Annotated in this window: 23 protein-coding genes; 11 read left to right on the top strand and 12 right to left on the bottom strand. The window is 63.7% G+C overall.

The annotated features are described in order from the left end of the window. The first annotated feature begins 91 nt into the window (after nt 1-91). Nucleotides 92-1,675, top strand: a complete 1,584-nt coding sequence (locus ACP15W_RS15240; protein WP_424933777.1) for an alkaline phosphatase D family protein — start codon at nt 92-94, stop codon at nt 1,673-1,675. 201 nt (nt 1,676-1,876) lie between these two features. Further along, nucleotides 1,877-2,260 (top strand): SnoaL-like domain-containing protein, encoded by a 384-nt coding sequence (locus tag ACP15W_RS15235; protein WP_424933776.1) that lies wholly within the window; start codon nt 1,877-1,879, stop codon nt 2,258-2,260. A gap of 24 nt (nt 2,261-2,284) precedes the next feature. Here the strand turns inward: ACP15W_RS15235 and ACP15W_RS15230 are convergent, their stop codons facing one another. Further along, nucleotides 2,285-3,550, bottom strand: coding sequence for a malonyl-CoA decarboxylase (locus ACP15W_RS15230; RefSeq protein ID WP_424933775.1), 1,266 nt, complete (start codon nt 3,548-3,550; stop codon nt 2,285-2,287). Between the two features lie 55 nt (nt 3,551-3,605). Beyond that, the gene (locus tag ACP15W_RS15225) at nt 3,606-5,276 is read right to left on the bottom strand and encodes a putative transporter (protein WP_424933774.1); all 1,671 of its coding nucleotides are present in this window, start codon (nt 5,274-5,276) and stop codon (nt 3,606-3,608) included. A gap of 319 nt (nt 5,277-5,595) precedes the next feature. On the opposite strand from ACP15W_RS15225, the gene mutL reads away from it, so the two are divergent. Both mutL and ACP15W_RS15215 read left to right on the top strand, forming a co-directional pair. Next, nucleotides 5,596-7,476, top strand: a complete 1,881-nt coding sequence (mutL, locus tag ACP15W_RS15220) for a DNA mismatch repair endonuclease MutL (protein ID WP_424933773.1) — start codon at nt 5,596-5,598, stop codon at nt 7,474-7,476. Then, nucleotides 7,473-8,621 (top strand): DNA recombination protein RmuC, encoded by a 1,149-nt coding sequence (locus tag ACP15W_RS15215; RefSeq protein WP_424933772.1) that lies wholly within the window; start codon nt 7,473-7,475, stop codon nt 8,619-8,621. The genes mutL and ACP15W_RS15215 overlap by 4 nt, the downstream gene beginning before the upstream one ends. Here the strand turns inward: ACP15W_RS15215 and ACP15W_RS15210 are convergent. Continuing rightward, the gene (locus tag ACP15W_RS15210; protein ID WP_424933771.1) at nt 8,614-8,979 is read right to left on the bottom strand and encodes a YigZ family protein; all 366 of its coding nucleotides are present in this window, start codon (nt 8,977-8,979) and stop codon (nt 8,614-8,616) included. The genes ACP15W_RS15215 and ACP15W_RS15210 overlap by 8 nt on opposite strands. Nucleotides 8,980-9,093: 114 nt before the next feature. Between ACP15W_RS15210 and ACP15W_RS15205 the strand changes: the two genes are divergently transcribed. The 4 genes from ACP15W_RS15205 (at nt 9,094) to ACP15W_RS15190 (ending at nt 14,007) form a co-directional block, all read left to right on the top strand. Next, entirely contained in the window at nt 9,094-10,263 is a 1,170-nt protein-coding gene (locus ACP15W_RS15205) for an exo-alpha-sialidase (RefSeq protein ID WP_424934048.1), read from the top strand. A 118-nt stretch (nt 10,264-10,381) separates the two neighbouring features. Beyond that, on the top strand, nt 10,382-11,698 hold the full coding sequence (locus ACP15W_RS15200) for a DUF3422 family protein (protein WP_424933770.1): 1,317 nt from the start codon (nt 10,382-10,384) through the stop codon (nt 11,696-11,698). A gap of 108 nt (nt 11,699-11,806) precedes the next feature. Next, on the top strand, nt 11,807-12,694 hold the full coding sequence (gene purU / locus ACP15W_RS15195) for a formyltetrahydrofolate deformylase (protein ID WP_424933769.1): 888 nt from the start codon (nt 11,807-11,809) through the stop codon (nt 12,692-12,694). A 122-nt stretch (nt 12,695-12,816) separates the two neighbouring features. Continuing rightward, nucleotides 12,817-14,007, top strand: coding sequence for a multidrug effflux MFS transporter (locus tag ACP15W_RS15190; RefSeq protein WP_424933768.1), 1,191 nt, complete (start codon nt 12,817-12,819; stop codon nt 14,005-14,007). Between the two features lie 33 nt (nt 14,008-14,040). Here ACP15W_RS15190 and ACP15W_RS15185 read toward each other — a convergent pair whose 3' ends face one another. The 6 genes from ACP15W_RS15185 to htpX form a co-directional block, all read right to left on the bottom strand. Further along, on the bottom strand, nt 14,041-14,580 hold the full coding sequence (locus ACP15W_RS15185; RefSeq protein WP_424933767.1) for a DUF3035 domain-containing protein: 540 nt from the start codon (nt 14,578-14,580) through the stop codon (nt 14,041-14,043). Nucleotides 14,581-14,710: 130 nt separating this feature from the next. Then, the gene (gene lspA / locus ACP15W_RS15180) at nt 14,711-15,181 is read right to left on the bottom strand and encodes a signal peptidase II (RefSeq protein WP_424934047.1); all 471 of its coding nucleotides are present in this window, start codon (nt 15,179-15,181) and stop codon (nt 14,711-14,713) included. A 13-nt stretch (nt 15,182-15,194) separates the two neighbouring features. Next, complete coding sequence (gene purH / locus ACP15W_RS15175; RefSeq protein WP_424933766.1) at nt 15,195-16,787, bottom strand: bifunctional phosphoribosylaminoimidazolecarboxamide formyltransferase/IMP cyclohydrolase; 1,593 nt, start codon at nt 16,785-16,787, stop codon at nt 15,195-15,197. A 131-nt stretch (nt 16,788-16,918) separates the two neighbouring features. After that, nucleotides 16,919-18,661: a heparinase II/III family protein gene (locus ACP15W_RS15170; protein ID WP_424933765.1), complete on the bottom strand. Its 1,743-nt coding sequence runs from the start codon at nt 18,659-18,661 to the stop codon at nt 16,919-16,921. 75 nt (nt 18,662-18,736) lie between these two features. Then, nucleotides 18,737-20,023 (bottom strand): RsmB/NOP family class I SAM-dependent RNA methyltransferase, encoded by a 1,287-nt coding sequence (locus tag ACP15W_RS15165; protein WP_424933764.1) that lies wholly within the window; start codon nt 20,021-20,023, stop codon nt 18,737-18,739. Then, nucleotides 20,020-20,937, bottom strand: coding sequence for a zinc metalloprotease HtpX (htpX, locus tag ACP15W_RS15160; protein WP_424933763.1), 918 nt, complete (start codon nt 20,935-20,937; stop codon nt 20,020-20,022). The genes ACP15W_RS15165 and htpX overlap by 4 nt, the downstream gene beginning before the upstream one ends. Nucleotides 20,938-21,003: 66 nt before the next feature. On the opposite strand from htpX, the gene ACP15W_RS15155 reads away from it, so the two are divergent. The 3 genes from ACP15W_RS15155 to ACP15W_RS15145 all read left to right on the top strand — a co-directional run bounded on the left by ACP15W_RS15155 (nt 21,004) and on the right by ACP15W_RS15145 (nt 23,139). Further along, on the top strand, nt 21,004-21,192 hold the full coding sequence (locus ACP15W_RS15155) for a DUF1674 domain-containing protein (RefSeq protein WP_424933762.1): 189 nt from the start codon (nt 21,004-21,006) through the stop codon (nt 21,190-21,192). A gap of 42 nt (nt 21,193-21,234) precedes the next feature. Then, nucleotides 21,235-22,044 (top strand): glycosyl transferase, encoded by an 810-nt coding sequence (locus ACP15W_RS15150; protein ID WP_424933761.1) that lies wholly within the window; start codon nt 21,235-21,237, stop codon nt 22,042-22,044. A gap of 93 nt (nt 22,045-22,137) precedes the next feature. After that, nucleotides 22,138-23,139 (top strand): LLM class flavin-dependent oxidoreductase, encoded by a 1,002-nt coding sequence (locus ACP15W_RS15145; RefSeq protein ID WP_424933760.1) that lies wholly within the window; start codon nt 22,138-22,140, stop codon nt 23,137-23,139. 21 nt (nt 23,140-23,160) lie between these two features. Here ACP15W_RS15145 and ACP15W_RS15140 read toward each other — a convergent pair whose 3' ends face one another. Genes ACP15W_RS15140 through ACP15W_RS15130 form a run of 3 tightly spaced genes read right to left on the bottom strand, consistent with a single transcriptional unit; the run spans nt 23,161 to nt 26,420 of the window. Further along, the gene (locus tag ACP15W_RS15140; protein ID WP_424934046.1) at nt 23,161-23,916 is read right to left on the bottom strand and encodes an alpha/beta hydrolase; all 756 of its coding nucleotides are present in this window, start codon (nt 23,914-23,916) and stop codon (nt 23,161-23,163) included. 51 nt (nt 23,917-23,967) lie between these two features. Continuing rightward, nucleotides 23,968-24,999 carry a YcjF family protein gene (locus ACP15W_RS15135; RefSeq protein ID WP_424933759.1) on the bottom strand — a complete coding sequence of 344 codons (1,032 nt, stop codon included), beginning with the start codon at nt 24,997-24,999 and terminating at the stop codon, nt 23,968-23,970. Further along, nucleotides 24,996-26,420 carry a YcjX family protein gene (locus ACP15W_RS15130; protein ID WP_424933758.1) on the bottom strand — a complete coding sequence of 475 codons (1,425 nt, stop codon included), beginning with the start codon at nt 26,418-26,420 and terminating at the stop codon, nt 24,996-24,998. Before ACP15W_RS15130 ends, ACP15W_RS15135 begins: the two co-directional genes overlap by 4 nt. Between the last annotated feature and the right edge of the window lie 542 nt (nt 26,421-26,962).

The following is a 26,962-nucleotide window of genomic DNA, read 5'->3' as shown; positions in this document are numbered from 1 at the left end:
TCCATTACGTTCCGGTCGCATGGCAAGAGGAATGTCGCCGGGCGTCCTTCGCGACAAAATCCCATACATTTCCAGCCAGTGGATCTCCGCCATGGTAAAGCCAGCTCCCCGCCGCCCGCTTCCCCTGTCTCGTCGCCGCTTCCTCGCGACCAGTGCCGGGGCCGCGCTTGCCTCCGGTCTCGCCATGCCCTCGATCAGCCGCGCCCAGTCCCGCCCGACCTTCACCCACGGGGTGCAGTCGGGGGATGTGCGTGCGAATTCGGGCATGATCTGGACGCGCACCGACCGTCCTGCGCGCGTGATGATGGAAATCTCGACCACCGAGAGCTTTTCCGACCCGATACGCCTGCCCGCGATCAATGCCCTGCCCGAGAGCGATCTCGCGGTGAAGCAGCTCGTTCCGGGCCTCGCTCCCGACCAGCAGATCTTCTACCGCATGGTCGCGGCCGATCTCTCGGACATCAACGCCACCTCCGAGCCCATCGTCGGCCAGTTCCGCACCGCGCCCACCGAGCGCCGCAGCATCCGCTTCGCCTGGTCGGGCGATACCGCCGGTCAGGGCTGGGGCATCGACGAGACCGGCATGAAGACCTACCAGACCATGGCGGGCCACGATCTCGATTTCTTCATCCACTCGGGCGACACGATCTATGCCGACGGCCCGATGGAAGACGAGGTCGAAATCGCCCAGGGCGGCACCTGGCAGAACGTCGTGATGATCGACGAGAAGCGCAAGGTCGCCGAAACCCTCGACGAGTTCCGCGGCCAGTGGAAATACAACATGATGGACGAGCACGTCCGCGCCATGAATGCGCTCGTGCCGACCTTCTACCAGTGGGATGACCATGAGGTCGTCAACAACTGGTCGCCCGCCAAGGTGCTCGACGAGCGCTACACCGAGAAATCGGTCGAACTGCTCGCCGCCCGCGCGGGCCGCGCCTTCCACGAGATGACCCCGATCAGCTACACGCCCACCGAGCCGGGCCGGGTCTATCGCAAGGTCAACTACGGGCCGATGCTCGACATCTTCTTCCTCGATCTGCGGACCTATCGCGGCCCGAACTCGCTGGGCATGCAGGAGGAGTTGACCGACGAGGCCCGCGTGCTCGGCAAGGAACAGGTCGACTGGCTCAAGCGCGAGCTTGCGGCTTCCAATGCCACCTGGAAGGTCATCGCCTCCGACATGCCGATCGGCCTCGTGGTGCAGGACACGATCGACGACAACACCAAGTTCGTCGAGGCGATCTCCAATGCCGATGATGGCGCGCCGCTGGGCCGCGAACTCGAGATCGCCGACCTGCTGCGCTACATCCGAGATGAAGCCATCATGAACACCGTGTGGCTGACGGCGGATGTCCACTACACCGCCGCCCATCACTACGATCCGTCGCGTGCCGCCTTCCAGGAATTCGCGCCGTTCTGGGAATTCGTCTCCGGTCCGCTCCACGCCGGCACCTTCGGCCCGAACAACCTCGACATGACCTTCGGTCCCGAGGTGCGTTTCGTGAAGGCGCCTTCCGAGGAGCAGGGCGTCAACCTGCCGCCCTCGATGGGCTTCCAGTTCTTCGGTCTCGTGGATATCGACGGCGACACCGAGCAGATGACCGTCCGTCTCATGGACCGCGATGATGTCGAGCTGTGGTCGATCACCCTCGATCCGGCCCGCGCCACCTGATCGCGCAGTCTCTTCTGGCCGGGCGGGCGCTCCGCCCGGTCATCGTGCAACATTTCGGGCTCCGCCGCGAAATCGTATGCATGAAATATGCATGGAATATGCATCGAAGGAATACGCCTCTTCGGGGCGCCGTGAGGAGACTTCTCGAATCGGTCCGATTGGCGTATGACTAGAACATAACATGAACAGCGGGAGGTGCAGATGTCGCGTGAAACCTTGATGCAAACGGCTGAAAAGCTTGCCGAATTTTGCCGCAACGAGAACACGATAGAGGGTCTCGACACCCTCTATGACCCCGATGCCGTGTCGGTCGAGGCCATGGTCGGCCCCGGCTCCGACAGCCGCGAGACGGTCGGCGTGCCCGCCATCAAGGGCAAGCACGAATGGTGGCTCAACAACATGGAGGTTCACTCCTCCAACCTCGAAGGCCCCTTCCCCCATGGCGACGACCGTTTCGCCATCATCTTCGACTTCGATGCGACCGATAAGTCCAGTGGTAACCGTATGAAAATGAAGGAAGTTGCGGTCTACACCACCAATGATGCGGGCAAGATCATCCGCGAGGAATTCTACTACACGATGTAGCCCGAGGCCTCGGGTTGGGGTGGTTCAGGTCCCGGCATCTGCCGGCGAATCTTGCGTTTCCGGCAGGGGCGTGCGGGCCAGGTTCTGCACGTCCTTTGCCGCGACAACCTTCTTGTTGTTTGCAAAATCCTCGTGGTTCCGCGAAATGCGCTTGAGGTCGTAGAGGTAGTTCACCATTGCGCCGCCCGACTGCGCGATTCCGTTGGGCGAAAGATCGCCCTTTGCGTGGATCGCGTGAACCAGCGCTCCGTTATTGAGGTGAAACCGGGCCACGGGATCGAGTGGCCGCCCCGATTTATCCTTTGCATTCAGTAGGTAATGCCCTGCGAGCGGCCCGAGCGTTTCGGGGTTGGACATATGGCTTTCCAGCCCGACAGATCGCATCCAGGCCATCAGACCGGGGATGGGCGAGAGCGTGACAAAGGTCTTCAACTGCGGCAGATCGCGCGACAGATCCTCGACGACCTGCTTGATCAGGGAGTTGCCGAAGGAGATGCCCGCAAGCCCCGCCTGACAGTTCGAGATCGAGTAGAAAACCGCAGTATCCGCCTCGCCCACGGGCAGGTTCTCGCGTTCCTCGGCCAGAAGCCCCTGAATCGAACCGGGAATGCCCTTCGTCAGTGCCACCTGCACGAAGATCAGGGGTTCATCGGGCATGACCGGGTGGAAGAAGCCGAAGCATCGCCTGTCTTCTGGCTGTAGCCTCCTGCGCAGATCCTCCCAGGAGTGAATGGCGTGAACCGCCTCGTAGCGCGTGATCTTCTCCAGGATATGCGCGGGACTTTCCCAGTTCATCGGCCGAAGCACGAGAAAGCCGCGGTTGAACCAGGATTTGAACAGATGCTTGAGATCCGACTCGACCCGCGCGAGCGCCGGATCGCCGTCGGCGAAGCGAATGAGATCCGCGCGCATCGCGACCAATTTGCCCGTCGCGCCCGGAACCTGGTTGAGGCGGCGGAACAACTCCTGCCTGGGCGGTTCCGAGGCGCTCATGAGAGTTACATAATTCCGACGCGAGGGATCGCCGCGATAGGTTTCGAGAGCGACCTGCACCGCATCCGGGTCCAAATCGAGTTCGCGCCCGAGATACTCCAGAAACGTGCGCTTGTTCTCGTCCTCCATGGAGGCATAGCGGTCGAGGATCTGGCGGGCGAGCGCCATCCCCGAAACCTCTCCGCGACTGGTCAGCAGATCATGCGCGAGATCGCGCATGGGCCGATTGTCGCGGGTCTCGGCCGAGGCATAGCGCCTGTCGAACAGGGGCGAGAGAAGGTCGGCCAGCAGACTCATGTTCCACACTCCTCAAGTTAGACCGTAGCATCCCAGAGCAAGGCCATCAGACCCCTCACATGAGAGTCAGGACAATGATCTGTGGTGCAAGTATGCGCATGCACATCACCAGCGGATAGACCGTCGCATAGCCGATCGGGGCGGCCGAAGACGTGCTCATCCCGCTGGCAAAGGCGAGCGCGGGCGGATCGGTCATCGAGCCGGCCAGCACGCCACAAAGCGAGAGATAGTTGAACCGGAAGACAAGCCTTGCCACGAACCCAACGATCATCAGCGGGACGAGCGTGATGATTGCGCCGTAGAGCATCCAGAGCAGGCCATCGCCGTGAATGAGCGTTTCAAGAAACTTGTCCCCTGCCTTGATGCCCACGACCGCGAGGAAAAGCACGATACCCAGTTCGCGCAGCGCGTGGTTCGCAACAGGTGGCATGAACCAGACGAAAGGACCAAAATGCCCGAGGCGCGACAGCAGGATCGCGATGACGAGCGGTCCGCCGGCAAGGCCGAGCTTGATCGGCGCGGGCAGACCGGGCACCGCGAAGGGGATGGACCCGAAGAGCACACCGAGCGCGATTCCCACGAAGACGGCGGTGAACTGGACCTCGTCGAGCCGGCGCTTCTGATCGCCGAGCTCCCCGCGCACGGCGTCGATGCCTTCCGGCGGGCCGACCACCGTGACGATATCCCCGAAGAGCAGAGCGCTGTCCGCCATCGCCGGAAGCTCGACACCCGAGCGGTTGATGCGGGAAATGCTGACCCCGTGGGTCTCGGTAAGCCCGAGAGAGCGAAGCTTGCGTCCGAGGATCTTGTGCTCGGTCACCACAAGCCGTGTCCAGGTGAGAGCGGAGCCCTTGGTCGTCAGCGGAACATCGGCTTCCTCGCCGAGAATGAGCTGCATGTCGCGAAGTCTCTCTGCGGGACCCACGAGATGCAGAACATCTCCGGGCTCGATCCGCATGTCCCGCTTGGGAACGGCGAGTTTGCCGTCGCGCATCATTCGTGAGGCAACCACGCCGGAATCGAAGAGGCCCGGCACGTCGGACAGTGTCAGACCGTCGAGGTTGGCGTTTCGCACGATGACGTTCATGGTGGGAAGCGAACTTGCGCCGGACCGGCTTGCCGCGGAGAAGTCTTCGGCTTCGTCCTCAAGAGAAATCTTCAAGATGAAGCGGATGAGCAGCATGGTCGTGAGAATGCCGAGAATACCGAAGGGGTAGGCCACCGCATAGCCGAGGCCGGGAAGGGCAACGGTTTCGGGCGTTGCACCGGTATCCACAAGAACCTGCGTCGCCGCACCCAGGCCGGGCGTGTTCGTGACGGCGCCGGACATGAGCCCGACAAGCACCGGCACCGGGATCTGCAACGCGAAATGAAGCGCGATCGTGACCATGACCCCGAGGAGAACGACACAGGCCGCTGCGGCATTCAGTCTCAGCCCAGCGGTCTGAAGGGTGGCGAAGAAGCCGGGTCCCACCTGTATGCCGATGGTGAACACGAACAGAATGAGGCCGAACTCCCGCACGAACTCCATCGTTTCGGGATTGAACTCGATCTGGGCCATGCCGGCGAAATGCCCCACGGCAATTCCAGCAAAGAGCACCCCGCCAATGCCCAGACCCACGCCGCGGAACTGCAGCTTGCCGATCAGCAGTCCGAGAGCCCCCGCCAGGGAAAGCGCGACTGTTGCAAGACCAATGTCCGAGAGGTTCAAAAAGGCATTCATCATCGAGAATGGGTTCCGATTCTGACAGTTTGGCCGGGCCGAACTCGGCCTCGGAAAATTTTTCGCAAAAACCCGCGGGGCGAGCGTCACCGAGCGCGGGTGGCCAAGTCAAGACTTCAGAAAAGTTTTCATGTGGCTTGCATCGATTGCCGCTCCGATGCATGCCCTTTTTAACGGCACCTGCTGATTTTCAGAGGAGAATTCGGGTGCTTCAAGCTGCGCGAAGGCGGTGTCTGCTCGCGGCGCAAAAGCCTTGGGTGCCTCCATGCCTTAACCGATTAACCATGGCATCCGGACGGCAGGCCGTGCTAGTCATTGCGGTATGGAACTCGCGACCCCCAAGATAAAGGAAAGTTATCGACCGATCCGGCAGCTCGATGCGGCTGCGGCCAACAGGATTGCGGCCGGTGAGGTCGTCGAACGGCCGGCATCTGCGATCAAGGAACTGGTGGAGAATGCGATCGACGCCGGCGCGCGCCGTATCGAGATCGCCTATGCCGACGGCGGAAAGCGCCTGATCCGGGTCACGGATGACGGTCACGGCATTCCCGAGGGTCAGCTCGAGCTTGCCCTCTCGCGCCACGCGACATCGAAGCTCGATGGTGACGATCTGGCGAATATCCGCAGCTTCGGGTTTCGCGGCGAGGCCCTGGCCTCGCTCGGCGCGGCGGGACGTCTGACGCTGACCTCCCGTGCGGAAGGAGCGGGTGAGGCTGCGACCCTTTGCGTGCGGGGTGACTGGAGCGACAAGGTCCGTCCCGCAGCGCTCGCGCGCGGAACGGTGGTCGAAGTCGAGAGCCTCTTCTCCGCCACGCCGGCACGTCTCAAGTTTCTGCGCACGGATCGGGCCGAAGCCCAGGCTATCGGCGATGTGGTGCGCCGATTGGCCATGGCCGCGCCGCAGGTTTCGTTCCTGCTCACCGATATGAGTGATGCGGGCGCGCCCCGGCAGATCCTGCGTCTCGATGCAGGCCCGGAGGATCTGTTCGAGAGCCGCCGGGCACGGCTTACGGCCATTCTCGGGAGCGGGTTTGCCGAAAACGCGCTTCCCGTCGACACGGCGCGCGAGGAGCTCCAGCTTTCCGGCTTTGCCGCTTTGCCCACCTATTCCCGAGGGGCGGCGGTGGCGCAGTATCTTTTCGTCAATGGGCGACCCGTGCGCGACAAGCTTCTGGTCGGTGCCCTTCGTGCAGCGTATTCCGATACACTTTCGCGGGACCGTCATCCCGTTGCAGCGCTGTTTCTCGATTGCCCGCCGGAAGAGGTGGACGTGAATGTCCATCCGGCAAAGGCTGAGGTCCGTTTCCGCGACCCGGGGCTCGTGCGGGGGCTGATCGTCGGCGGGCTGAAGGCGGTGCTGGCGGATGCGGGGTTCCGCGGTTCGACCACATCGGGCGTCGGCATGCTTGGCGCGTTTCGCCCTGAAACACAGTTAGCCGGACCCGCAACCAGCCATATGTCGCAGCGCCGGTCCTGGCCGACGCCCCGGCCGTCGGCACCCACCCTCGGGACCGACATTTGGTCCGCGCGGGTGGAGGAGGTTCCACCCTCCAGTGCAGATGAGGGTGCAGGGGTGGATCATGCCGGGACCGAGCCTGCGGAGGCCCAGCCCGAGCAGGAATCGCTCCCGCTCGGTGTCGCGCGGGCCCAGCTTCACGAGAACTACGTGGTCGCCCAGACCGAGGACGGCATGGTGATTGTCGATCAGCACGCAGCGCATGAACGGCTGGTCTACGAACGGCTCAAGGCGCAGCGCGCGGAGGCGACGGTGGCACGGCAGATGCTGCTGATCCCCGAAGTCGTCGAGCTCGACCCCGATGCCCACGCCCGCCTTCTCGACGCATGTGAAGATCTCGAGGCGCTGGGCCTAGCGTTCGAGCCTTTCGGCGGCAATGCGCTTTGCCTGCGCGAAACACCGGCCATTCTGGGCGAAGTCGATGGAACGAGCCTCCTGCGCGATATTGCGGATGCGCTCGCCGAGGGCTCGGGGCGCGGGTCACTCGAGGCGCGTATCGACGCGATACTCAGCCGAATGGCGTGCCACGGCTCCGTGCGGTCGGGCCGTCGCATGTCTGGCCCGGAGATGAACGCGCTTCTGCGCGAGATGGAAGCGACGCCCCATTCCGGGCAGTGCAACCATGGCCGGCCCACCTATATCGAACTCAAGCTGGCCGATATCGAACGGCTCTTCGGACGCACATGATCGAACTTGGCGATTTCACCATCTCCCTCCAAAACCCACTGCTCTGGCTTGCCATCGCGGGTCTTGTTCTGGCGCTGCTGGTCCTGCGCACGACCTTGCGGGCAGCGCGCGCGGCGGAACCCCTGGCACGCCACCTCGCGGATCTCGATGGGGCCGTGCGGGCGCTGAACGACGGGCAGAACCAGCTCCATGGCGGGATCACGCATGTGGCGGAGGCCCAGGCCGCGGCCCAGGCGCGGATGGCGGAGGCGATGGAGCGGCGTTTGGCGGAAGTGACCAACGCGATGGGCGAGAGCCTTGGCCGCTCGGCCCAGCACACGGCGCGTTCGCTGGGCGACCTGCAACAGCGGCTGCAATCCATCGACAAGGCGCAGACCCGGATCGAGAAGCTCTCGGGCGACGTGCTCGGCCTGCAGGACATCCTCTCCAACAAGCAGACCCGTGGTGCGTTCGGCGAGATCCAGCTCCGGGAGATCGTGACCAAGGCGTTGCCGCCCGATGCGGTGAGCTTCCAGACCACGCTCTCGAATGGCACCCGCGCCGATTGCATGATCCTGATGCCACACCCGCCGGGCCCGATCGTGATCGACGCGAAGTTCCCGCTCGAACCCTACGAGGCGTTGGTCAACGCGAACACGCCGCAGGAAACCAACGAGGCGCGGCGGCAGATGCGCGCCGCCCTTCGCGCCCATATCAAGGCCATATCGGAGAAATACATCATCGAAGGCGAGACCGCCGAAGGCGCTCTGATGTTCCTGCCCTCCGAAGCGGTTTATGCCGAGCTTCATGCGCGTTTTTCGGAGATCGTGCGCGAGGGTTTCGAGGCCCGTGTCTGGATCGTTTCGCCCACGACCTGCATGGCGACGCTTCATACGCTCCGCGCCGTGCTCAAGGACACCCGGCTGCGGGCCGAGGCCCATGCGATCCGGCGCGAGTTGGGTTTGCTCTACCGTGATGTCGAGCGCATGTCCTCGCGTGTCGGCAATCTCGAGCGGCATTTCGGCCAGGCTCAGAAGGATGTGGAGGAAATCCGCATTTCGACCAACAAGGCCCAGACACGTGCGCGCAAGCTCGAAGCGGTCGATTTCAGCGATGACAACGAGAAGGACCTGGGCGAAGGTGTCGTAAGGCTCGGCTCTACCTGACCTCGCCGGCCCTGAGCGCTTCGATATAGGCTCGCACGGCCTCCTGAACGTGGCGGAACCGGTCGCCGCCCAGATGCTTGCCCCCATACCAGCGCGTCACCACCACCACATGGTCGCGCAGGCCTTCGCGTTCGAGCATCCGCAGGATAACCATCCCTGTGCCGCTTTCGCCGTCATCGTTCTTGAGCGGGCCTTCTTCGCAGAGTAGCCCCCAGGTATTGTGCGTTGCCTTTGCGAATTTCTTCCGTCGCTTGAGCTCCTTGACGAATTCGCGTGCGGCCTCCCCAGAACGGGCAGGTCCGCCGGAGACCGCGTATTTCGAGCCCCGGTCTGTCAGGATGTGGTCCAGAATAAGCATTGAACCGGATTAGGCGTGGCCAGGAAATTGTTCAAGCTGGGGTGGCGCACGCGCGACTGTGTCATCGGACAATCTGATGCTATTCTTGGGCAAGGCATCGGGGAGGATTGGCGCATGGTGTCGGGTGGCGTGACGATACTGGTCGGTACCAGCAAAGGCGCATTCCTGGTCGAGGGCGGTGCGGAGCGCGCGGGCTGGGAGGTGCGCGGACCGTTCTGCAATGGCTGGCCGATCAACCACATGGCGGGCGATCCCGAAACCGGCACGATCTGGGCCGGAGGCGGCGGCGACTGGAATGGGGCCGGTGTCTGGCGTTCAGAGGATGGCGGTGAAACCTGGTCTCTTGCGAAACTCACCAAAGGCCAGATGGATGAATGGGCTGCCAACGATCCCGATTTCGCGGCCATGATCGGCTGGACGGACGCGCCGCTCCCCTTCAACGAGGATTTCTCCCAGATCTGGTCGCTTCACCATGCGCATGGCCTGCTTCATGCAGGGACCAAGCCCGCCAGCCTGATCTCGAGTCGCGATGGCGGAAGGACATGGGAAAAGGTCGAGGGGCTGACCGATCACCCCTCTGCCGAGAGCTGGACGCCGGGGGGCGCCGGGCTGGTGCTGCACACCATCGTCACGCATCCCGCCGATCCCGGCAAGATCTGGGTGGCGATCTCCGCGGCCGGTGTCTTCGCGACCGAAGATGGCGGGGCAAGCTGGGAGCGGCGCAACCGGCTGTCGAATGCGGAATGCAGCGACCAGCACGACCACCCGGCCGCGCCGCGGGATGGCGAAACCGGGCATTGCGTCCATAACATGGTCCGTGCCCCCGGGGATGCCGATCTGCTCTACCAGCAGAACCACCATGGCGTCTGGCGCTCGCGCGATGGCGGGCGAAGTTGGGATGACATCACACCCGGATTGCCCTCGTCCTTCGGCTTTCCCATCGCCGTTCACCCGCGCGATGGTCAAACGGTCTGGACCCTGCCGCTCAATGGCGACATGGCCGGCCGCTTTCCGCCCGACGCGGCCTGCGCGGTTTGGCGCTCCGACGACGGCGGGGCAAGCTGGCTGGCCATGCGCGACGGGCTGCCCCAGAAAAGCTGCTTCTTCACCGTCTTGCGGCAGGCCATGGCCACAGATGGTCGCGATCCGGTCGGGGTCTATTTCGGGACCAACAGCGGATCGGTGTTCGCGAGCCTTGACGAAGGTGAGACCTGGTCAGAGATCGCGCGGCACTTGCCGACCGTCCTTGGCGTCGAGGTTCTCGACCACGCGGGGCGCGTCTGAGATTCGACGCGGCACTGGCGACACAGGATGCAGGCCGGTTCGCGCCTGAGCCTTTCGGCGCAATGACTCGCCCGGACGAGGCTTGTAAGCTGCTCGCAACGGCCAACCGGAGCAGAGAATGGCGCAGACCCCGCTTCCCGATCATCCGATGCGTTATGCGCTTGCCAATGAACTGCACGCCCGGCCCTTCCCGGTGCTTAAGGCTCCATGCCGCGCGATGTATCTCGCGATCAAGAAGGTCGAGAACGCTGCTGAAAGGGACCGCTCGGAAGATCTCGCCCATCTCGAGGCCCTTCTCGATCGCTATGGCGCTTCCCGTCCCGCACCGAATGCTGACCAGTATTCGGGCAAGCTGGGCCGTGGTTTCCTGAAATGGGAGATGCACACCGAGTTCGTGACCTACACGCTCTTTGCGACCGAACCGCATAGCGAGCCGTTCTCGCCGGATCTGTTCAACCTCTTTCCCCGCGACTGGCTGGCCGATGCGCCGGGCCGGATCGTGACCTCCTGTGTCGTGAATGTGGAAACGGTCGAGCCGGAAGACCGCGAGGACTACATGAACCGGAACTTCCCCGGCTGGTTCGTGCCCGAGAGCCTCACCGCGAGCGCGGTGACGGAGGACACTGCGGTGGTCGTCGGTGATTTCCAGATCGATGAACACGGGCACATGCGCTTTGCCGTTCTGGCGCATCCCGACATCACCGATAGCCGATTGGGCCGAATCGTGCAGCGTGTGCTCGAGGTCGAGACCTACAAGAGCATGGCCATGCTGACCCTGCCAACGGCACGTAAGGTCTCCGGCACGGTGGCGCATCTGGACCGGGAACTCGCGGAGAACGCGGCCGGAATGGCGCGGGAGAGCAACGAGGCCGCCGAGGTTCTACGGCGGCTGCTGACGATGACCGCAGAGATCGAGGCACTTTCCTCCGCCACGGCATTCCGGTTCGGCGCTTTCGAGGCCTATGAGGCCATTGTCATGCATCGGATCAGCGCGCTTCGAGAAAGGCGGATCGGTGATCACCAGCTTCTGAGCGAGTTCATGATGCGTCGGTTCGATCCGGCCATGCGCACCTGTCGCTCATCGAAGGGAAGGCTTGCGGAACTCTCGGGCCGCGCCGAACGCGCCGCGAACCTCCTGCGAACCCGCGTGGACGTTGCCAATCAGGAGCAGAATGTCGAGATTCTCAAAGCGATGGACCGACGGGCGGCGCTTCAGCTTCGCTTGCAGGAGACGGTCGAGGGCCTCTCGGTCGTCGCAATCAGCTACTATGCGGTCAACCTCGCCGCCGGCCTTCTCGCGCCAATCGGCTACAAGCTCGGTCTCGACAAGACCCATGTCGTCGCGCTCCTGACCGTACCGGTGGTCATCGCGGTCTGGCTCGGTGTGCGGCGCCTGAAGCACACCCTCACAGACGGAGAGGACGGTCATGGTTGAGGCACGCCGCACAAAACCAGCCGCAAGGTGTCGCTTTTCGTGCCGCGGGTGGTGTCGCTTCCGGGCATAAGGCGCTGTCAGGCCCATCAAGAAACGGCTGGAGATCCGATGTCCACATCCTTCGTGCTCACCGTGCAATGCCCCTCCACACGTGGGATCGTCGCTGCCGTTTCCACGTTCCTGGCCGATTACGGTTGCAATATCCGCGACAGTGCGCAGTTCGATGATCGCCAGACCGGCAACTTCTTCATGCGCACCAGCTTCGACAGTGAGACGGGCGCGGATCTCGAAACACTGCGCGAGTCATTCCAGGCGGTCGCCGAGCGCTTCGAGATGGAATGGGCATTTCACGACAGTTCCAGGAAGATGAAGGTCTTGTTGATGGTCTCGAGTTTCGGGCACTGCCTCAACGATCTGCTCTATCGCTGGCGGATCGGCGCGCTGCCCATCGAGGTCACGGGTGTCGTCTCCAACCACATGACCTACCAGAAAGTGGTCGTGAACCATGACCTCCCATTCCACCACATCAAGGTGACTAAGGAAAACAAGCCCAAGGCAGAGGCCGAGCTTCTCGAGATCGTCGAGGAATCGGGCACGGAACTCGTGGTTCTGGCCCGCTACATGCAGGTGCTCTCCGGTGCACTGTGCGAGAAGATGTCGGGCCGGATCATCAATATCCACCACTCGTTCCTGCCGAGTTTCAAGGGTGCGCGGCCCTATCAGCAGGCACATGAACGCGGTGTGAAGCTCATTGGTGCGACTGCGCATTTCGTCACGACCGATCTCGATGAAGGTCCGATCATCGAACAGGACACCGCCCGCGTGACCCATGCTCAGAGCGTGGATGATTATGTCGCGATCGGCCGCGACGTGGAGGCCCAGGTTCTGGCCCGAGCCATCCACGCGGTGATCCATCGCCGGGTCTTCATGAATGGCAGCCGAACGGTGGTCTTTCCTGCAAGCCCGGGCGGGTTCGCCTCCGAGCGCATGGGCTAGGTCGAGGGCCGATTCACGGTTCTGTGAGCGGCAGTTAAAGGGGGCGGCCCTTGCTCCCACGGGAATTCTGCGAAACACAGCGGCAACTGACATTGATTTTCGAGTATTGCGGGGGTCCTGCCATGACTGCACATATCGAGGGCAGGGCATTCGTCCGGCTTGTGGCCATTCTGGGGGCTCTCACGGCCACAGGCCCATTCGCCATCGACATGTATCTTGCGAGCTTTCCCGAGCTCGCGCGGGTTTTCGACGCCACGGCGGCCGAGGTCCAGCTAGGGCTCTCCCTCTTCTTCCTCGGGCTGGCACTGGGCCAGTTGCTCTACGGCCCGCTAATCGACAGTTATGGCCGCAGGGGTGCGCTGCTCGCGGGGATCGGCGGCTTCACTCTCACATCGCTGTTGCTTGCGCTGGCACCCAATATCGAAAGCTTCGTCATCCTGCGGTTCTTTCAGGCGGTGGGCGCGTGTGCTGGCATGATCATCGGGCGGGCAATCATCAGCGATCTCTTCGAGGAAACCGAGGTCGCCCGCGTGATGTCGCTCCTGATGCTGGCCATCGGGCTTGCGCCCGTTCTGGCGCCCATGACCGGCGCCTATATCGTCGCGCATGCGAGCTGGCACCTGATCTTCATCCTGCTGGCAGTGATTGGGGCGGGCTGCTGGATCGCCGCGTTCCTGGGGCTTCCGGAGACCCTGCCGCGGGAGGAGCGCAAGCCGTTCAACCTTGGAAGCGTCCTGCGCAACTATGGCCTCGTGCTCACGAACCGGGATTTCCTCGTTCCGACATTCGGGGCGGGCTTCAGCCTCGCGGCCCTCTTTACGTTCGTCGCGGCATGCCCTTTCGTCTACATGGAAGTCTTTGGGGCGAGCCCGCAACTCTTCGGCTGGCTCTTCGCTCTCAATGCGATCGGGATGATCGGCTTGTCCCAGCTCAACCGTTTGTTTCTCTCATACTACCAGTTGCGGCACGTTCTGATCGCGGCATCCATCGTGACAGCCGTCGCGGGCCTGGCCCTGCTCGGAATGGCCGGGACCGATTCCCTGACTGTTGTCGTGATTCTTGCTTTCTTCTGCCTCGCCCCGATACCGATGTCGTCGGCCAATTCGGTGGCAATCTCGCTCAAGGCCGCAAGCGGGCTCACGGGCAGCGCATCGGCCATCGTCGGCGTCGTGCAGTTCGGGTTCGGTGCTGTGGTCAGCGGGATGGTGGGAATGCTGCAGGACGGGACGGCCTACCCGATGGCGGGAATCATGGCCGTCTGTGCCTGCGCCGCACTCGTGATATTCGCATTGGGGCTCGTGAAGAAGCTGTAGACGCGCCGAATCCGCCCGATTTCCGGGGCGAACTCAGTTGTCGCCCTCGAGAAGTTCGGGCGGTGCCGCAGGAACCTTGACCCCACGTGCGCGCATCGCCTCGTAGGCCGCGCCCGGATCGAGGATCATGTCGCGGTAGACCAGCGATTCCTTGTCTGGCGAGAAGACCCACTCGAGCAAGCGCCCCTTGTGGTTCTGCTGGTAGACCACGTCCTCTTCGGCGAGGATCTGCCGGATCTGCGGCGTGTTGGAGGCAACGCCTGCGCGCGCGAGCAGCGCCGTGCCGTTGGCGGTGCGAGCCGTGCTTTCCCGGCCGGTCAGCCCCGCGACGGCGATCGCCTCGGGCTCGTATTCCACTCGGCTCCGCTGACCCGGCGTCGGCGTGGGAAGAGCCGCAAGATCGTCGGGCATTTCGAGCGGCCGGGTGGGCAGAACCAGGAATTCGTCCGGGGTGCTGGTCACGCCGGACGAGCGCAATGCGCCCGCGAGCCCACCGTTTCCGCATCCGCCAAGAAGCAGCGCGAGCGGCAGGAGAAGGACGGCGTATGTCACCTTTCGGGGCGGTATCGGCATGATCGGCGCTATCCGTTTTTGACGGTCTCGTCTCTAGACCAAAACCGGTTCAGATGGAAATGCCATCTGATAATAGGTCTCTGCCGACATGCTCCGCACAATCCCGCTGGATGTGTTGATCATGGGGCTATCAGCGAGGTGCATCGTCGCTTCGGACGAACAAGGCAATGAAGATGGCGCCCCCGAAGATCGCCGCGTCGGCAATATTGAAGGCAAACGGGTTCTGGATGCCGCAGCAGCTCATGTTGAGGAAATCGGCCACAGCTCCGTACTGGATCCGATCCCAGACGTTTCCGAGCGCGCCCCCCATGATGGCACCTGCCCCGGCGGCGACCAGCCAGCTGTCCTGTTTGCGGATCCAGATCGCAAGTCCCAGCACGATCGCGAGAGCCAACCCGATCAGAACCCACCGTCCGTTGCCGCCCATGTCCATCAGGCCGAAATTGATGCCCTCGTTCCACGCCATGGTGAAGTTCAGCCAGGGGTCAAGCACTGGTACGAACAGTCGGTTACGCAGATCGATTACCTCGACGACCCAGTATTTGCTCAGCCGGTCGAGCAGAAAGACCGGCAGAGCAACGGCAAGCGCTCGCAGAAGCATCGGCACCGGGCGATCAGTGCCGAAAGTGGCGCATGCCGGTGAAGACCATCGCAAGCCCCGCTTCGTCTGCAGCCGCGATCACCTCGTCGTCCCGAACCGAGCCGCCGGGTTGGATCACCGCCGTGGCGCCGGCCTCCGCAGCGGTCAACAGGCCATCAGCGAAGGGAAAGAAGGCATCGGATGCCACGACGGACCCACGGGTGGGGGATTCGGACAGTCCGACAGCTTCTGCCATGTCCTGGGCCTTGCGCGCAGCGATTCGCGTCGAATCGACGCGGCTCATCTGTCCCGCGCCGACGCCGACCGTGGCACCACTCTTGGCGTAGACGATGGCATTGGACTTCACGTGCTTTGCGACCTTCCAGGCAAACAGGAGATCGGCCAGTTCGGCATTGCTCGGGGCACGTTTCGTCACGACCCGAAGATCCGTCTCCGCTATGCGGCCCGTGTCCTTGTCCTGGGCAAGGAAGCCCCCCGCGACCTGGCGCCAGGCGAAGAGCGGATCGGTCGGGTCGGGAAGGCCGCCGGTTTCCAGCAGACGCAGGTTCTTCTTCTTCGCGAAGATCTCCGCGGCTTCAGCGCTGATCTGGGGCGCGATCACGACCTCGGTGAAGATCTCGCTGATCGCCATGGCCGTCTGGGCGTCAAGCGTCTGGTTGAGCGCGATGATCCCGCCGAAGGCCGAAGTGCGGTCGCAATCGAAGGCGGAGCGATAGGCGTCCACGAGCGTCGCGCCGCGCGCCACACCGCAGGGGTTGGCGTGCTTTATGATGGCGCAGGCCGGACCGTCGGAGGGCGCGAATTCGGCCACCAGTTCGAATGCGGCATCCGTGTCATTGATGTTGTTGTAAGAGAGCGCCTTGCCCTGCAACTGTTTGGCCGTTGCCACGCCCGGGCGGGTGCTGCTGTCGCGGTAGAAGGCAGCGTTCTGGTGCGGGTTCTCGCCATAGCGCAGATCCTGGGCCAAGGTTCCCGCGACGACCCGGCGGCGTGGCGATGTCTCTCCGAGTGCGCCCGCGAACCACGAAGAAACGGCCGCATCATAGGCGCCGGTGCGCGCATAGGTCGTCAGCGCCAGTTTCTGCCGGAAGGCGTAGGACGTCGCACCGTTGTTGGCTTCCAGCTCGGCGAGAAGCGCGCCGTAGTCTTCCACGTCGGTCACGACGCTCACGTAGCGGTGGTTCTTCGCGGCGGCACGCAGCATGGCCGGCCCGCCAATATCGATGTTCTCGATGCAGGTGTCGTAATCCGCGCCTTTCGCGACCGTTGCCTCGAAAGGATAGAGGTTGACCACCAGCAGATCGATCGCCTCGATGCCATACTCACGCATGGAGGCTGCATGTGCGGGGTCGTCGCGCACGGCCAGAAGGCCGCCATGGACCATCGGGTGCAGCGTTTTTACCCGGCCATCGAGCATTTCCGGGAACTCGGTCATCTTCGAGACATCCCGGACCGGAAGGCCGGCTTCCCTGATCGCTTTCGCCGTGCCGCCGGTGGAGACGAGTTCGATGTCGCGCGCGACGAGGGATCGGGCAAGATCCTCGAGACCGGTCTTGTCGGATACGGAAAGCAGCGCCCGCTTCACTGGCACGAGATCGGTGGACATTGTTCGAAAACCCTTGTTGCGGACCGGATACATGAGCGAAAGGAGCGGCCTTGGCGATATCGGGCCGCGCGGCTTCCCGATACTCGACGCTTGCTTGAGGGGCAACTGCCGTACGTGCGATTCTGGCCTGTTCAAGTCTCGGGAAAGGCGTTGTCCGGTTCGGCCGGCGTTTCGCGCGGGGCCTCCTTGAGCCTCTTGAAGGACCAGACAGCCTGGCCGAGGTAATCCTTGATCTCGCCATTCACGACAATCTGGAACGTGGCGATGGGCTGTGCGGTGCGAGGATCGAAGTAGGTCGAATCCTCCAGCGAAATCTCGCCCCCGGTAGACCTGAATACCCATGCCTCGCCCGTGGGCAGGAGCATGAGCACGAGCTGGCGCACCGTGTCGTGATCGACGCGGAGATCCGGGTGGAGGTGGAAGCGGGCAGCATAGGTGGTCGGGCGTCCATACGACGACTTGTCGAACTGGGATCGCGCGCGGGCGTCGGGCACCGTGAGGATGTCCTCGCCCCGGATTTCCGCGCCCCGCGCATCGACAAATATGCGCCGCTCGTGGATGACACCGCGGCTGGCCGAATATCCGTCATGGGTTGCCAGCAGCCATTGCCCGGTCGCGTCCTGCGCCTGACGAACCGAGACGAGCAACGGACCCTCCGTGAGCCGGGCCCCGAATGTGCCGGACACGATGCCGCCGGACCGGATCCAGGCCGAGGACTGACCGCCAACTTCGACCGTCGAGTGAAACGCGGTCTGACGGGAGGCGAGGTGCCAGGACGGCCCGAACGGTTCCCCCGGCCCGCAATTGACCACGAGGGGCTGGCGGCTCACGCTCATCTCGAAGGCCAATGTGCTGGCATGGGCATGATGTGCGTGGGGACCCGCTGGCGGAACGGCGGCATCAAGCACGACAGCGGTGCGGCCGCCGGTCAGCCGACAGAAGCCCATCGAGAGCGGCGGTTTGGCCTGAACGCCGATCCGCAACTCCGCAAGCGCCTGATCCAGCCTGTCGGGATCGCCCTGGCTACCACCGTGGAAGCGCGCAAAAGTCGCATCCCCCATGCGCAGGGGGCGCAGGACAGGCACACCGCGCACGATCGCGGAGAGGTGCGCGGGAGGTGCGTGCTGGCCTGCATTCTCCAGAACGCGCGCCGTCCAAATCAGCAGGATCAGGGCTTCAGCCAGATCTTCGGGGCGGCGGCTTGCAACCTCTCCGCTGCCGTCGATCAGGGTCTCAGCCAGTTGGCCCAATTCGGCCATGGCGACCCTGTGGCCACGATGCGGCAATATGATACCGCTCCAAACGAGACCGGCGAGGGCCCGCAGGCGGGGCAATCCGGCGTCGGCCTGCTGCCAGGTCTGGGTCAGATAGCGTTGCTGGCCGGCAAGCGCGCGCCAGAACCTGTCTTCATGTTTCGGCTCCAGCCCCTTTGCCAGCAGGGCCGCGTGCGCGGTCCATTGCTGGGCGCGCAGACCCGCGCATTCAGGCGTCCAGCCGGGACCAAGGCCGGCGCCGTAGCGCTTGATCCAGTCGAGCAGCCAGTTCTGTGCGCGGGTGCGGGCGGCCTTGTTGCCGAGGGCTCCAAGGTCATCGAGCCATCCGAAGCTTTGTCGTGCCGGTTCCAGCCGTGCGTCGGGAAGGCGCGCCGCCCAGATAGTCTTCTCGCCCAGTGCGATCTCGTGTCCGAGAGCCTGCCACGTCCCCCCGACCAGCGCCATTCCCCTGTCGGCATCCCCGAAGAGGACCGGTTCGGGCAGCATCTCTGCCACATCCGGCGTCGCGCCCAGGTTGGCCCGTCTGGCGGCCATGCGGTTGCCCCAGCGTCGCCTCGGGCGAGCCAGTCGTTCACGCAGTGCCTTGATTGTCAAAGACATGCCGTTTTCCGGGCGTCAGACCATGTTGTGTCTCACTACCTACAGGTGAGACCGGCCCGGTGTCACCTGTCTGCATCACATCTTGTGCAGGACTGCGGCATAGAAGCCATCCATGCCGCCCCTCTCGGCCCAGAAATCCGGCCGCAACCGCAGGCTCCCCGCTGCATCCAGCCAGTCGGGTGCAATGCCGAGAGCATCGGTTTCCACGACACCCAGCCGAGCGGAAGGCTGGCTCTCGAGAAATGCGGAAATCTGCGCCTCACCTTCTTCCGGCAAGAGCGAACAGGTGCAGTAGATCAGCCGTCCGCCCGGTGCGAGCCAGTCCCAGGCCCGCGTCAGGAGGTCCCGCTGCAACGTGACAAGGCTAGCGACATCCTCCGGCTTTCGGATATGGGGCAGGTCGGGGTGTCGGCGGAGCGTTCCGGTCGCCGAGCAGGGCGCGTCGAGCAGGATCGCATCAAAGGTCGCATCAGGCCCCCATGATAGCGCATCCGCCGTCACGATCCGGGCCGGGAGCTTCGTCCGAGCGAGGTTCTCGCGCAGACGCTTCAGGCGACGGCTCGACACATCAAGCGCTGTAACCTGCCCACCGGCGGCGGCCAACTGAAGTGTCTTGCCGCCCGGTGCCGCGCAAAGATCGAGTAACTTCTCGCCACGCACCTTGCCAAGAAGCCGGGCGGGCAGGGCGGCGGCGGCATCCTGCACCCACCATTTGCCCTCCTCGAATCCCGCAAGCTCAGTGACCCGGCCGGGGTTTTCGAGCCGGATCGACCCGGTCGGCAAAAGCTGACCGCCGAGCTCGGCGGCGATGTCTTCCGCCTCGGCAGGGCGCCGCGGGGTCAGGTCGAGCGGTGGCTCGGTCCGGTGGACTGCCTGGATCGCCACAGCAGGATCGGTTCCGTAGATTGCCTCAATGCGTGCCGAGAGCCAGTCCTGCGTCGGGACGGTCTCGGCGGAGTGCCATTCCGCGGTCGCATTGGCCGCGCGCCTTGCTACCGCATTGACGAGGCCCGAGAGATGGCGTGATTTCTGATGAGACTTGGCCAGGCGGACCGCACCGTCGACAGCGGCATGTGGCGGGATGCCATCAAGATGCACCTCCGCGACAGCTAGCCTCAGTGCATTGCGTGCCGGCTTTGGCGGCGCGCGGTCGAGGAACTGGCCGAGCAGGGCATCGATCCGGTCAAGGTGCCGCAATGTCCGTGTCGCGAGGGACTGCGCACGCGCCCGTTCCGCCGGATCGAGATCCTCGCGCTTACGGTTCGAGGCGGCGAGTTGATCCGCGAGGCTCTCATGCCGATCGACCACGCCGGACAGGAGGTCGGCCGCTGCCCGCCTGGCAGCGATGCCCGGCGCGCTCAACCCCAAGGTCCTGAACGGCGTGAAACGCGCGGAATGGTGCTCTTGCGCACAGTGGCCTGTGAGCGGGGCTGCATGGTGCCGCTCATTTCACTCAAGGCGCGGATGCGGTTTTCCACATTGGGGTGGGTGGAAAAAAGATTGTCCATGCGCGCCCCTGAAAGCGGATTGATGATGAACATATGCGCCGAGGCCGGGTTGCGCTCCGCGCTCTCCATTTCGATGCGGCCGGCATAGCCGGAGATCTTCTTGAGGGCGGAAGCGAGCGCCATCGGCTGACCGCAGATTTCGGCCCCCAACCGGTCGGCGGAGTATTCGCGCGTCCGGCTGATCATCATCTGGATCATGGTGGCGGCGAGCGGTGCGAGCAATGCAGCCAGAATGACGCCAACGAAACCGAACGGGCTGCGCTCATCCCTGCTTCCGCCGAAGAAGAGGCCAAACTGCGCAAGCATCGAGACCGCACCGGCCACCGTTGCGGCAATCGTCATCGTGAGCGTGTCGCGGTTCTTGATATGGGCAAGCTCATGCGCCACCACGCCTGCAAGTTCCTCTCTGTTCAGGAGCCGCATGATGCCCGCGGTGACGGCCACGGCGGCATTGTCGGGATTGCGCCCCGTGGCAAAGGCGTTGGGCTGCTGGTCATGAATGATGTAGACCCGCGGCATCGGCAGGTCCGCATTGCGCGCGAGTTCCCCGACCATCTGATAGAGGTCCGGCGCGCTGGCTTGGGTCACAGGCTCCGCGTTGTGCATCCGCAGGACCATCTTGTCGGAGTTCCAGTAGGCAAACGCATTGGTTCCGATCGCGAAGACCAGCGCGATCAGCATTCCGCCCGTGCCCCCGATCAGGTAGCCGACGCCCATGAAGAGGGCGGTCATGGCGGCCAACAGAAGCATTGTTCTGAAATAGTTCATGTTTCCTCCGGCCTTGCAGCACGTAACCTCCGGGCCATATACTAAGACCCGATCTGGGGGAAATATATGTCCGAGACACCGAGCGAAAAAGAGGAGCGGATCGCCGCAGCGGCGAAACGCGCGTTGGAAGAAGCTGCCGAGCGCCGACAGAAGGCTGCGCCTCTCGAGCTTCCGACCGAGCTTGGCGGGCGCGATGGGCCGGAACCGACGCGCTTCGGCGATTGGGAACGGAAGGGAATCCTGTCCGATTTCTGAAGCCCCTGTGCCGCCACTGGCTGCGCGATGACCGGGACTCCCATGACCAAGCAGATCATATGCATCAATTGGGGCCGGAAATACGGTCCACGCTACATCAACCGGCTCTACGCCGGCGTGGCGCGCAATATCACCCCGCCTTTCACCTTCACCTGTTTCTGTGACAACCCGGAAGGGATCCGGCCCGAGGTTCGAACCGAGCCTTTGCCCGAGCTGGACGTGGAAATGCCCACGGGTACCCAGGGCATCTGGCCCAAGGCCCGCCTCTGGAGCGCGCAGCTTGCGGATCTGGAGGGCCCCGTGCTCTTCATGGACCTCGATATGGTCGTTGTCGGGAACCTGGACGGGTTCTTCGAGGAGGGCGAGCCTCAGGACGTGATCCTCGCCCGCAACCAGAGCACACCCTTCGAGAGGCTCGGTCAGACCTCCATCTTCCGTTTCCCGGTTGGCAAGCTCCTTCCGCTATTGGAGCGCTTCAAGGCCGACCCTCAGGCGGTCGCCGACGAGTATCGTTTCGAGCAACGCTTCGTGACGCGCAATGCGCCGGACGGGATCAAGTTCTGGCCATCGGGATGGGTCCGGCATTTCCGGCGGGATTGCACACGGCCCTTCCCGCTGAATTACTTCCTCGCGCCCAGACAGCCCGAGGGCGCAAGGGTCGTGATCTTTCCCGGCGGAACGCTTCCGCCGCACGTGATTGCCGGGCAGTTCAACAAATACTACACAACCGAGGGTCCGATGGCGCACTTTCAGGGATTGTTCTCGAAGGATCGCCGCGACCCGCCGTTTCGATACCTGCGCCACTATATCCGACCTGCTGACTGGGTCGGGAATGCCTGGTCCGAGGACTAGGGCCGGGGTGACGGAAGGCTTTTTGTGCTCGCAGGGTTCAATTCTGGTCTGACCGATACAAAATAAGGCGCAACAGTCAGCAAGGACTCTGCAATGAAATTCTCGGTTCTCGATCTCGCGCCGGTCCCTGAAGGCGAAACCACGGCAAAGGCCATTTCCAACACTGTCGATCTCGCCCGTCACGCCGAAAGCTGGGGCTATCACCGGTTCTGGCTCGCCGAGCATCACGCCATGCCGGGTATCGCGAGTGCCGCAACCGCGGTCCTGATCGGTCATGTGGCCGATGCGACGAGATCGATTCGCGTTGGTGCAGGCGGCATCATGCTCCCCAATCATGCGCCGCTGACCATCGCCGAGCAGTTCGGCACGCTTGCGGAAATGCACCCGAACCGGATCGATCTCGGCCTGGGGCGTGCGCCGGGTGGCGATCTGGCAGTTGCACGCGCCCTGAGACGCAACATGCAGGGCGAAGACAGCTTCCCGCGGGATGTGGTCGAGCTGATGGACTATCTCGGCACTGAGCGGGCGGGCGCAAACGTGCGGGCGATCCCTGGCGAGGGAACCCATGTGCCGGTCTGGATCCTCGGTTCCTCGCTCTTCGGCGCGCAATTGGCAGCGAAACTTGGCCTGCCCTACGCGTTTGCCTCCCACTTCGCACCGGCCGCGCTCGATGATGCCATCGCGATCTATCGCTCGGGGTTCCAGCCATCGGCGCAAAACGCCAAGCCGCGCTTCATGCTGGCGATGAATGTCTTTGCAGCCGATACCGATGAGGAAGGTGCCTATCTCAGGACTTCCATGCAACAAGCCTTTGCCAATCTTCGGCTCGGTCGCCCCGGCAAGCTCCCGCGCCCGGTCGAGGATATCTCCGGCATCGTGCCCCGGCATTTCCTTTCAGCGGTGAACGAGGCCCTTCGGATTTCCGCGACGGGAAGCAAGGAGACGGTGCGCCGGCAGATTGGCGAACTGGTGAAGCGCTACCGCCCGGACGAGGTGATCGTCACGGGCCAGATTCATGACCATTCGGCGCGCTGCCGGTCTTTCGAGATCGCGGCCGAGGTCCTGTCGGATCTGCCCAAGGCTGAAGCGGCCTGACGCACCCGGCCCTAATGGCAATCATCCGCGAAGAGCGACGAGTTCTTCGATGGTGCGCGCGACAAGGGCAAGGTTGTCTGGCTCACTGAACCGGTGATCGGCATCCTTCACCAGGGTCAGCCGGATATCGGGCCCGGTCGCGTGCTCCATGGTGCGCAACGCGACGGAAACCGGGACATCCGTGTCGGCGGTCCCATGCAGCAACCGGACGGGGAAAGGCAGATCAAGCGGAGATCGCAGGACAAGGTTGTTCCGTCCATCCTCGATCAGCCGCCGGGTGATGCGATACGGCTCATCGGAATAGTCCGAAGGCGTGTCGACAAACCCCGCGCTTTCCAGTTCCGCGCGCTGGGCGGGGGTAAACCCCTCGAACATCGAATCTTCGGTGAAGTCCGGCGCAGCGGCAATGCCAATGAGGCCTGCGGTCCGTTCGGGGATCCGCCGTGCCATCAGAAGGCTGATCCAGCCGCCCATGCTCGAACCCACGAGAACGAGCGGGCCGGATGTCAGGCGGGTGATGGCGTCCTCTGCGTCCCGCGCCCAGTCTCCGATGCTTCCATCGAGAAAGTCGCCTGAGGACGCCCCATGCCCGGTATAGTCGAAGCGCAGGAAGGCATGTCCCGCGCCCTTGGCCCAACCCTCCAGGACGCTGGCCTTGGTGCCGGTCATGTCGGAGCGGAAGCCGCCCAGAAAGATGAGCGTCGGCTCCGCGCCTTCGGTGAAGTGATAGGCGATGCGGCGACCATCGCCCGTTTCGAGATAGCTTGGTTCCATGATCGCGTTGGTAACAGTCGGGCTGGTCGATCTCTAGGCCAAAATGGCGGGTCTCTACTTGCGCGTATCGGGAAAGAGGCCAGTGACCGAGCGGCGCATGATCCCGCGCACGGAAGGCCGGTCGAGCGCCGAGAAGGGCAGGGGTCGGCAGACTTCCATGGCGGCGACCCCCACCCGCGCGGTGAGGGCGCCATTGACCATGCCTTCGCCGAACCGGCGGGAAATGCGGGTCAGCATGCTTCCCCCCGCGACGGAGGAAATGAAATCGTCGCCAACGGCCACCGCGCCGGTCGCGATCAGGTGGGTCGCGACGGAGCGAAGGAGCCGCCAGGAGCCGAAGAAACCCGCGTGCGCCCCGTAGACCTCCGCAATCCGCCGGATCATGCGAATGTTCATTGAAAGGGCCGAGAGCACGTCGGCCAGCGCCAGCGGAATGAGGGCGGTCACCCCGGCCACCGTGCGCGCCGCGGCCTCGACCTCCCGACGGGCCTCCAGGTCCAGAGGCCCGCAGAGGCTGCGCTCGGTCAGGGCGATGATGGCATCGGCGTCCAGCATGTCCGCCCGACCTTCGCTGAGCGACCGGGCACCCCAGGCCAGTTCGCTGCGCGAGGCATAGAACTGTTCGAGCCGCTCGGAGAGCGCATGAGCGGCCTTGTGATCCGCCGAAGCGAGTGCGGAGGCGGAATCGCGGCGGAAGCTGTCGATACGGGCAAGGCGCCGGAAGGCCAGCATCTCCCGCCCGATCTGGATCAGCAGCATCAGAACGAGCGCGACGAGAAGCATGAGCGCAGCTGTCCCGATGGCAGGAAAGCGGATCATCAGGTCGGAGATGTAGTCGTAGGCCGCGATCGAGATCACCAGCCCCAGGAAAGCTGTGAAGACCGACCAGAACCACGCGCCGATACCCCTGCGCTTGCGACCCGCGATGCGCGTGACCTTGGTCATCGCAGCTTCTTCGTTCGTCACATCTTCCGGTGGGGGCGGTGCATCGGCAGGACTGGACGTCTCGGTTTCGGGCAGATCCGATGCGCGGAGGACGAAAGGGGCAAAACCGTCGTCATCCGTCTTGTTGTCGGGGCCGGTCATGCGAGCTTGTCTCCGATCAGGAATTCCATCGCCCGGTCGAGGCGAATATGGGGCGGCGCTTCGCCGGGGCGCAGGTCGAGCTTGGGTGGCGCGAAGCGGGTGATGTTGTAGGCCGCGCCTTCCCACTCCGTTGAGCCGTGGCGCGCCGGCGAGAGAATGTGTGACGGGTTTTCCGGTAGATTGCCCGGGAATAGGGCGCCGTCCTCGCCGTTGTCCGAGAGCCTCCCGCGCACGAGATCGATCTGACGACCGTTTCGCTCGATGGTCTGCTCCACGGTGGCGCGCAGACTGGCGATGGCCAGCGCACCGGTCTTCGCACCGCGGAAATTGGCGCGGTCGCGGGCATCCTTGACGAGAGCCTCCGTGATCGCGGCGAGGCGGGCGTGCTGCGTGTGGTGCAGGTGGTCGGCCTTCGTCGCGGCAAAGAGGATCCGATCGACCCGGCGCCCGAGGATCGGGGCGAGCCAGGAGTTCTGTCCCGGCCGGAAGCACGCGAGGATCTCCGCCATGGCCGTGCGCAGGTCCTCTACCGCCGGGGGGCCGTCGGATATCGCGCCGAGTGCGTCGATCAGAACGATCTGCCGATCGAATTTGGCGAAATGGTTGCGGAAGAAGGGCTCGACCACGACACGCTTGTAGGACTCGAACCGTGACTCGAAGGTCCGCCAGAGGGAGCCGCTGCCGGGTTTCGCGGGTTTCGGCAAGGGCGCGAAGGTAAGCGCCGGCGTGCCTTCCATGTCGCCGGGCATCAGGAAGCGACCGGGGGCCATCGAGGAAAGACCGGCCGCGCGGGAAGCCGCAAGATAGGCTGTGAAGGCCTCAGCAAGTTCGGTGGCCGTCCGCTCGTCGAGTTTCGCGGCGGGGTCGCAGTCCTCGAGCCGGGCAAGCCAGCTTTCGGCCTGCGACGCACGGGACGGGGCCCGCGCAGCCTCCAGGGCGGCCGCCGACCACTGCTCGTAGCTCTGCGACATGAGGGGCAGGTCGAGCAGCCATTCACCGGGATAGTCGATGATGTCGAGATGGATGGTCCGCTGCCCCCCGAGCCCGGTCAGCAGGCCCGAGGGGCGGACCTTGAGCGATAGGCGCAGCGTCGAGATCGACCGCGTGCTCTCGGGCCAATGCGGCTCCGGTGCCGTGAGCGCGGCCATGTGGTCTTCGAAGGCGAAGCGAGGGACCGTGTGATCGGGATGGGGCTGCAGGAAGGTGGAGCGGATGCGACCATCGGAGACCGCCTTGAGCTGCGGCATGCGGCCGCGATCGAGCATGTTCGCGACAAGCGAGGTGATGAACACCGTCTTGCCTGCACGGCTCAGACCCGTGACGCCCAGCCGTATCACTGGATCGAACAGAGCCTCGCCGATCCCCTCTATGGTGTCCTCGATGCTTCGAGTGACGCTCTGGGTAATGCGGTTCAGGAGCAAGTCGGACCTCCATCTGGTTAACAGGTGAGGTAGTTCGTTTACCCGCATGCTGCAATGGCGCGGGCATATGGCCGCATTGCCGGTTTGGGACTCTGCTCCTTTTCCCGTTGTTCTCTGTTTGGTGGGGTTCTGGGGTTTCTGCGGTGTTTGGGCGGGGGTGTGATTCTGTGCGGATTTGTGGGTGCGTCAGGAATGTGATGGAAGAAATCGTTTGGGATCAGTGCTTTGAAAGTTTTTTACTGATTTCGGGATTTTTTCGCTTGCGAGTCACCGGGGCCATCTCTAGATAGCCCCTCACCGCAGCGGACGAGGCACTGACCGAGAGGCTACGGGGCACCGGAAAGCGCAAACGAGGGCGCGTCGAGAAAGACGCTTCCAAGTTTGTTTTGCCGACTGAGTGGCGCTCTTTGACATGATTATCTTGATGAAGGGATATGTGGGGTGTTTGGTTCTGTCATACGACGGACGGACTTCTTGCATATCGGATCTCTAGGGTTTCGGCCCGATGATGGGATTGTCAGCTTCACTGTTTGGCGGCTTCG

Origin of the sequence: Amaricoccus macauensis, assembly GCF_049800915.1 — a bacterium.
In the GTDB taxonomy this organism is placed as follows: Bacteria; Pseudomonadota; Alphaproteobacteria; order Rhodobacterales; family Rhodobacteraceae; genus Amaricoccus; species Amaricoccus macauensis_A.
Note: the sequence above shows the minus strand (reverse complement) of the source record. Positions and strands in the feature narration are given on the sequence as shown.

Coding starts and splice junctions, on each gene's coding strand:
- ACP15W_RS15135 (WP_424933759.1), bottom strand. CDS start 24,999: ATGACCGGCCCCGACAACAAGACGGATGACGACGGTTTTGCCCCTTTC.
- ACP15W_RS15225 (WP_424933774.1), bottom strand. CDS start 5,276: ATGATGAATGCCTTTTTGAACCTCTCGGACATTGGTCTTGCAACAGTC.
- ACP15W_RS15200 (WP_424933770.1), top strand. CDS start 10,382: ATGGCGCAGACCCCGCTTCCCGATCATCCGATGCGTTATGCGCTTGCC.
- ACP15W_RS15145 (WP_424933760.1), top strand. CDS start 22,138: ATGAAATTCTCGGTTCTCGATCTCGCGCCGGTCCCTGAAGGCGAAACC.
- ACP15W_RS15205 (WP_424934048.1), top strand. CDS start 9,094: ATGGTGTCGGGTGGCGTGACGATACTGGTCGGTACCAGCAAAGGCGCA.
- ACP15W_RS15150 (WP_424933761.1), top strand. CDS start 21,235: ATGACCAAGCAGATCATATGCATCAATTGGGGCCGGAAATACGGTCCA.
- htpX (WP_424933763.1), bottom strand. CDS start 20,937: ATGAACTATTTCAGAACAATGCTTCTGTTGGCCGCCATGACCGCCCTC.
- mutL (WP_424933773.1), top strand. CDS start 5,596: ATGGAACTCGCGACCCCCAAGATAAAGGAAAGTTATCGACCGATCCGG.
- purU (WP_424933769.1), top strand. CDS start 11,807: ATGTCCACATCCTTCGTGCTCACCGTGCAATGCCCCTCCACACGTGGG.
- lspA (WP_424934047.1), bottom strand. CDS start 15,181: ATGCTTCTGCGAGCGCTTGCCGTTGCTCTGCCGGTCTTTCTGCTCGAC.
- ACP15W_RS15215 (WP_424933772.1), top strand. CDS start 7,473: ATGATCGAACTTGGCGATTTCACCATCTCCCTCCAAAACCCACTGCTC.
- ACP15W_RS15155 (WP_424933762.1), top strand. CDS start 21,004: ATGTCCGAGACACCGAGCGAAAAAGAGGAGCGGATCGCCGCAGCGGCG.
- ACP15W_RS15230 (WP_424933775.1), bottom strand. CDS start 3,550: ATGAGTCTGCTGGCCGACCTTCTCTCGCCCCTGTTCGACAGGCGCTAT.
- ACP15W_RS15190 (WP_424933768.1), top strand. CDS start 12,817: ATGACTGCACATATCGAGGGCAGGGCATTCGTCCGGCTTGTGGCCATT.
- ACP15W_RS15170 (WP_424933765.1), bottom strand. CDS start 18,661: ATGTCTTTGACAATCAAGGCACTGCGTGAACGACTGGCTCGCCCGAGG.
- ACP15W_RS15210 (WP_424933771.1), bottom strand. CDS start 8,979: ATGCTTATTCTGGACCACATCCTGACAGACCGGGGCTCGAAATACGCG.
- purH (WP_424933766.1), bottom strand. CDS start 16,787: ATGTCCACCGATCTCGTGCCAGTGAAGCGGGCGCTGCTTTCCGTATCC.
- ACP15W_RS15235 (WP_424933776.1), top strand. CDS start 1,877: ATGTCGCGTGAAACCTTGATGCAAACGGCTGAAAAGCTTGCCGAATTT.
- ACP15W_RS15185 (WP_424933767.1), bottom strand. CDS start 14,580: ATGCCGATACCGCCCCGAAAGGTGACATACGCCGTCCTTCTCCTGCCG.
- ACP15W_RS15240 (WP_424933777.1), top strand. CDS start 92: ATGGTAAAGCCAGCTCCCCGCCGCCCGCTTCCCCTGTCTCGTCGCCGC.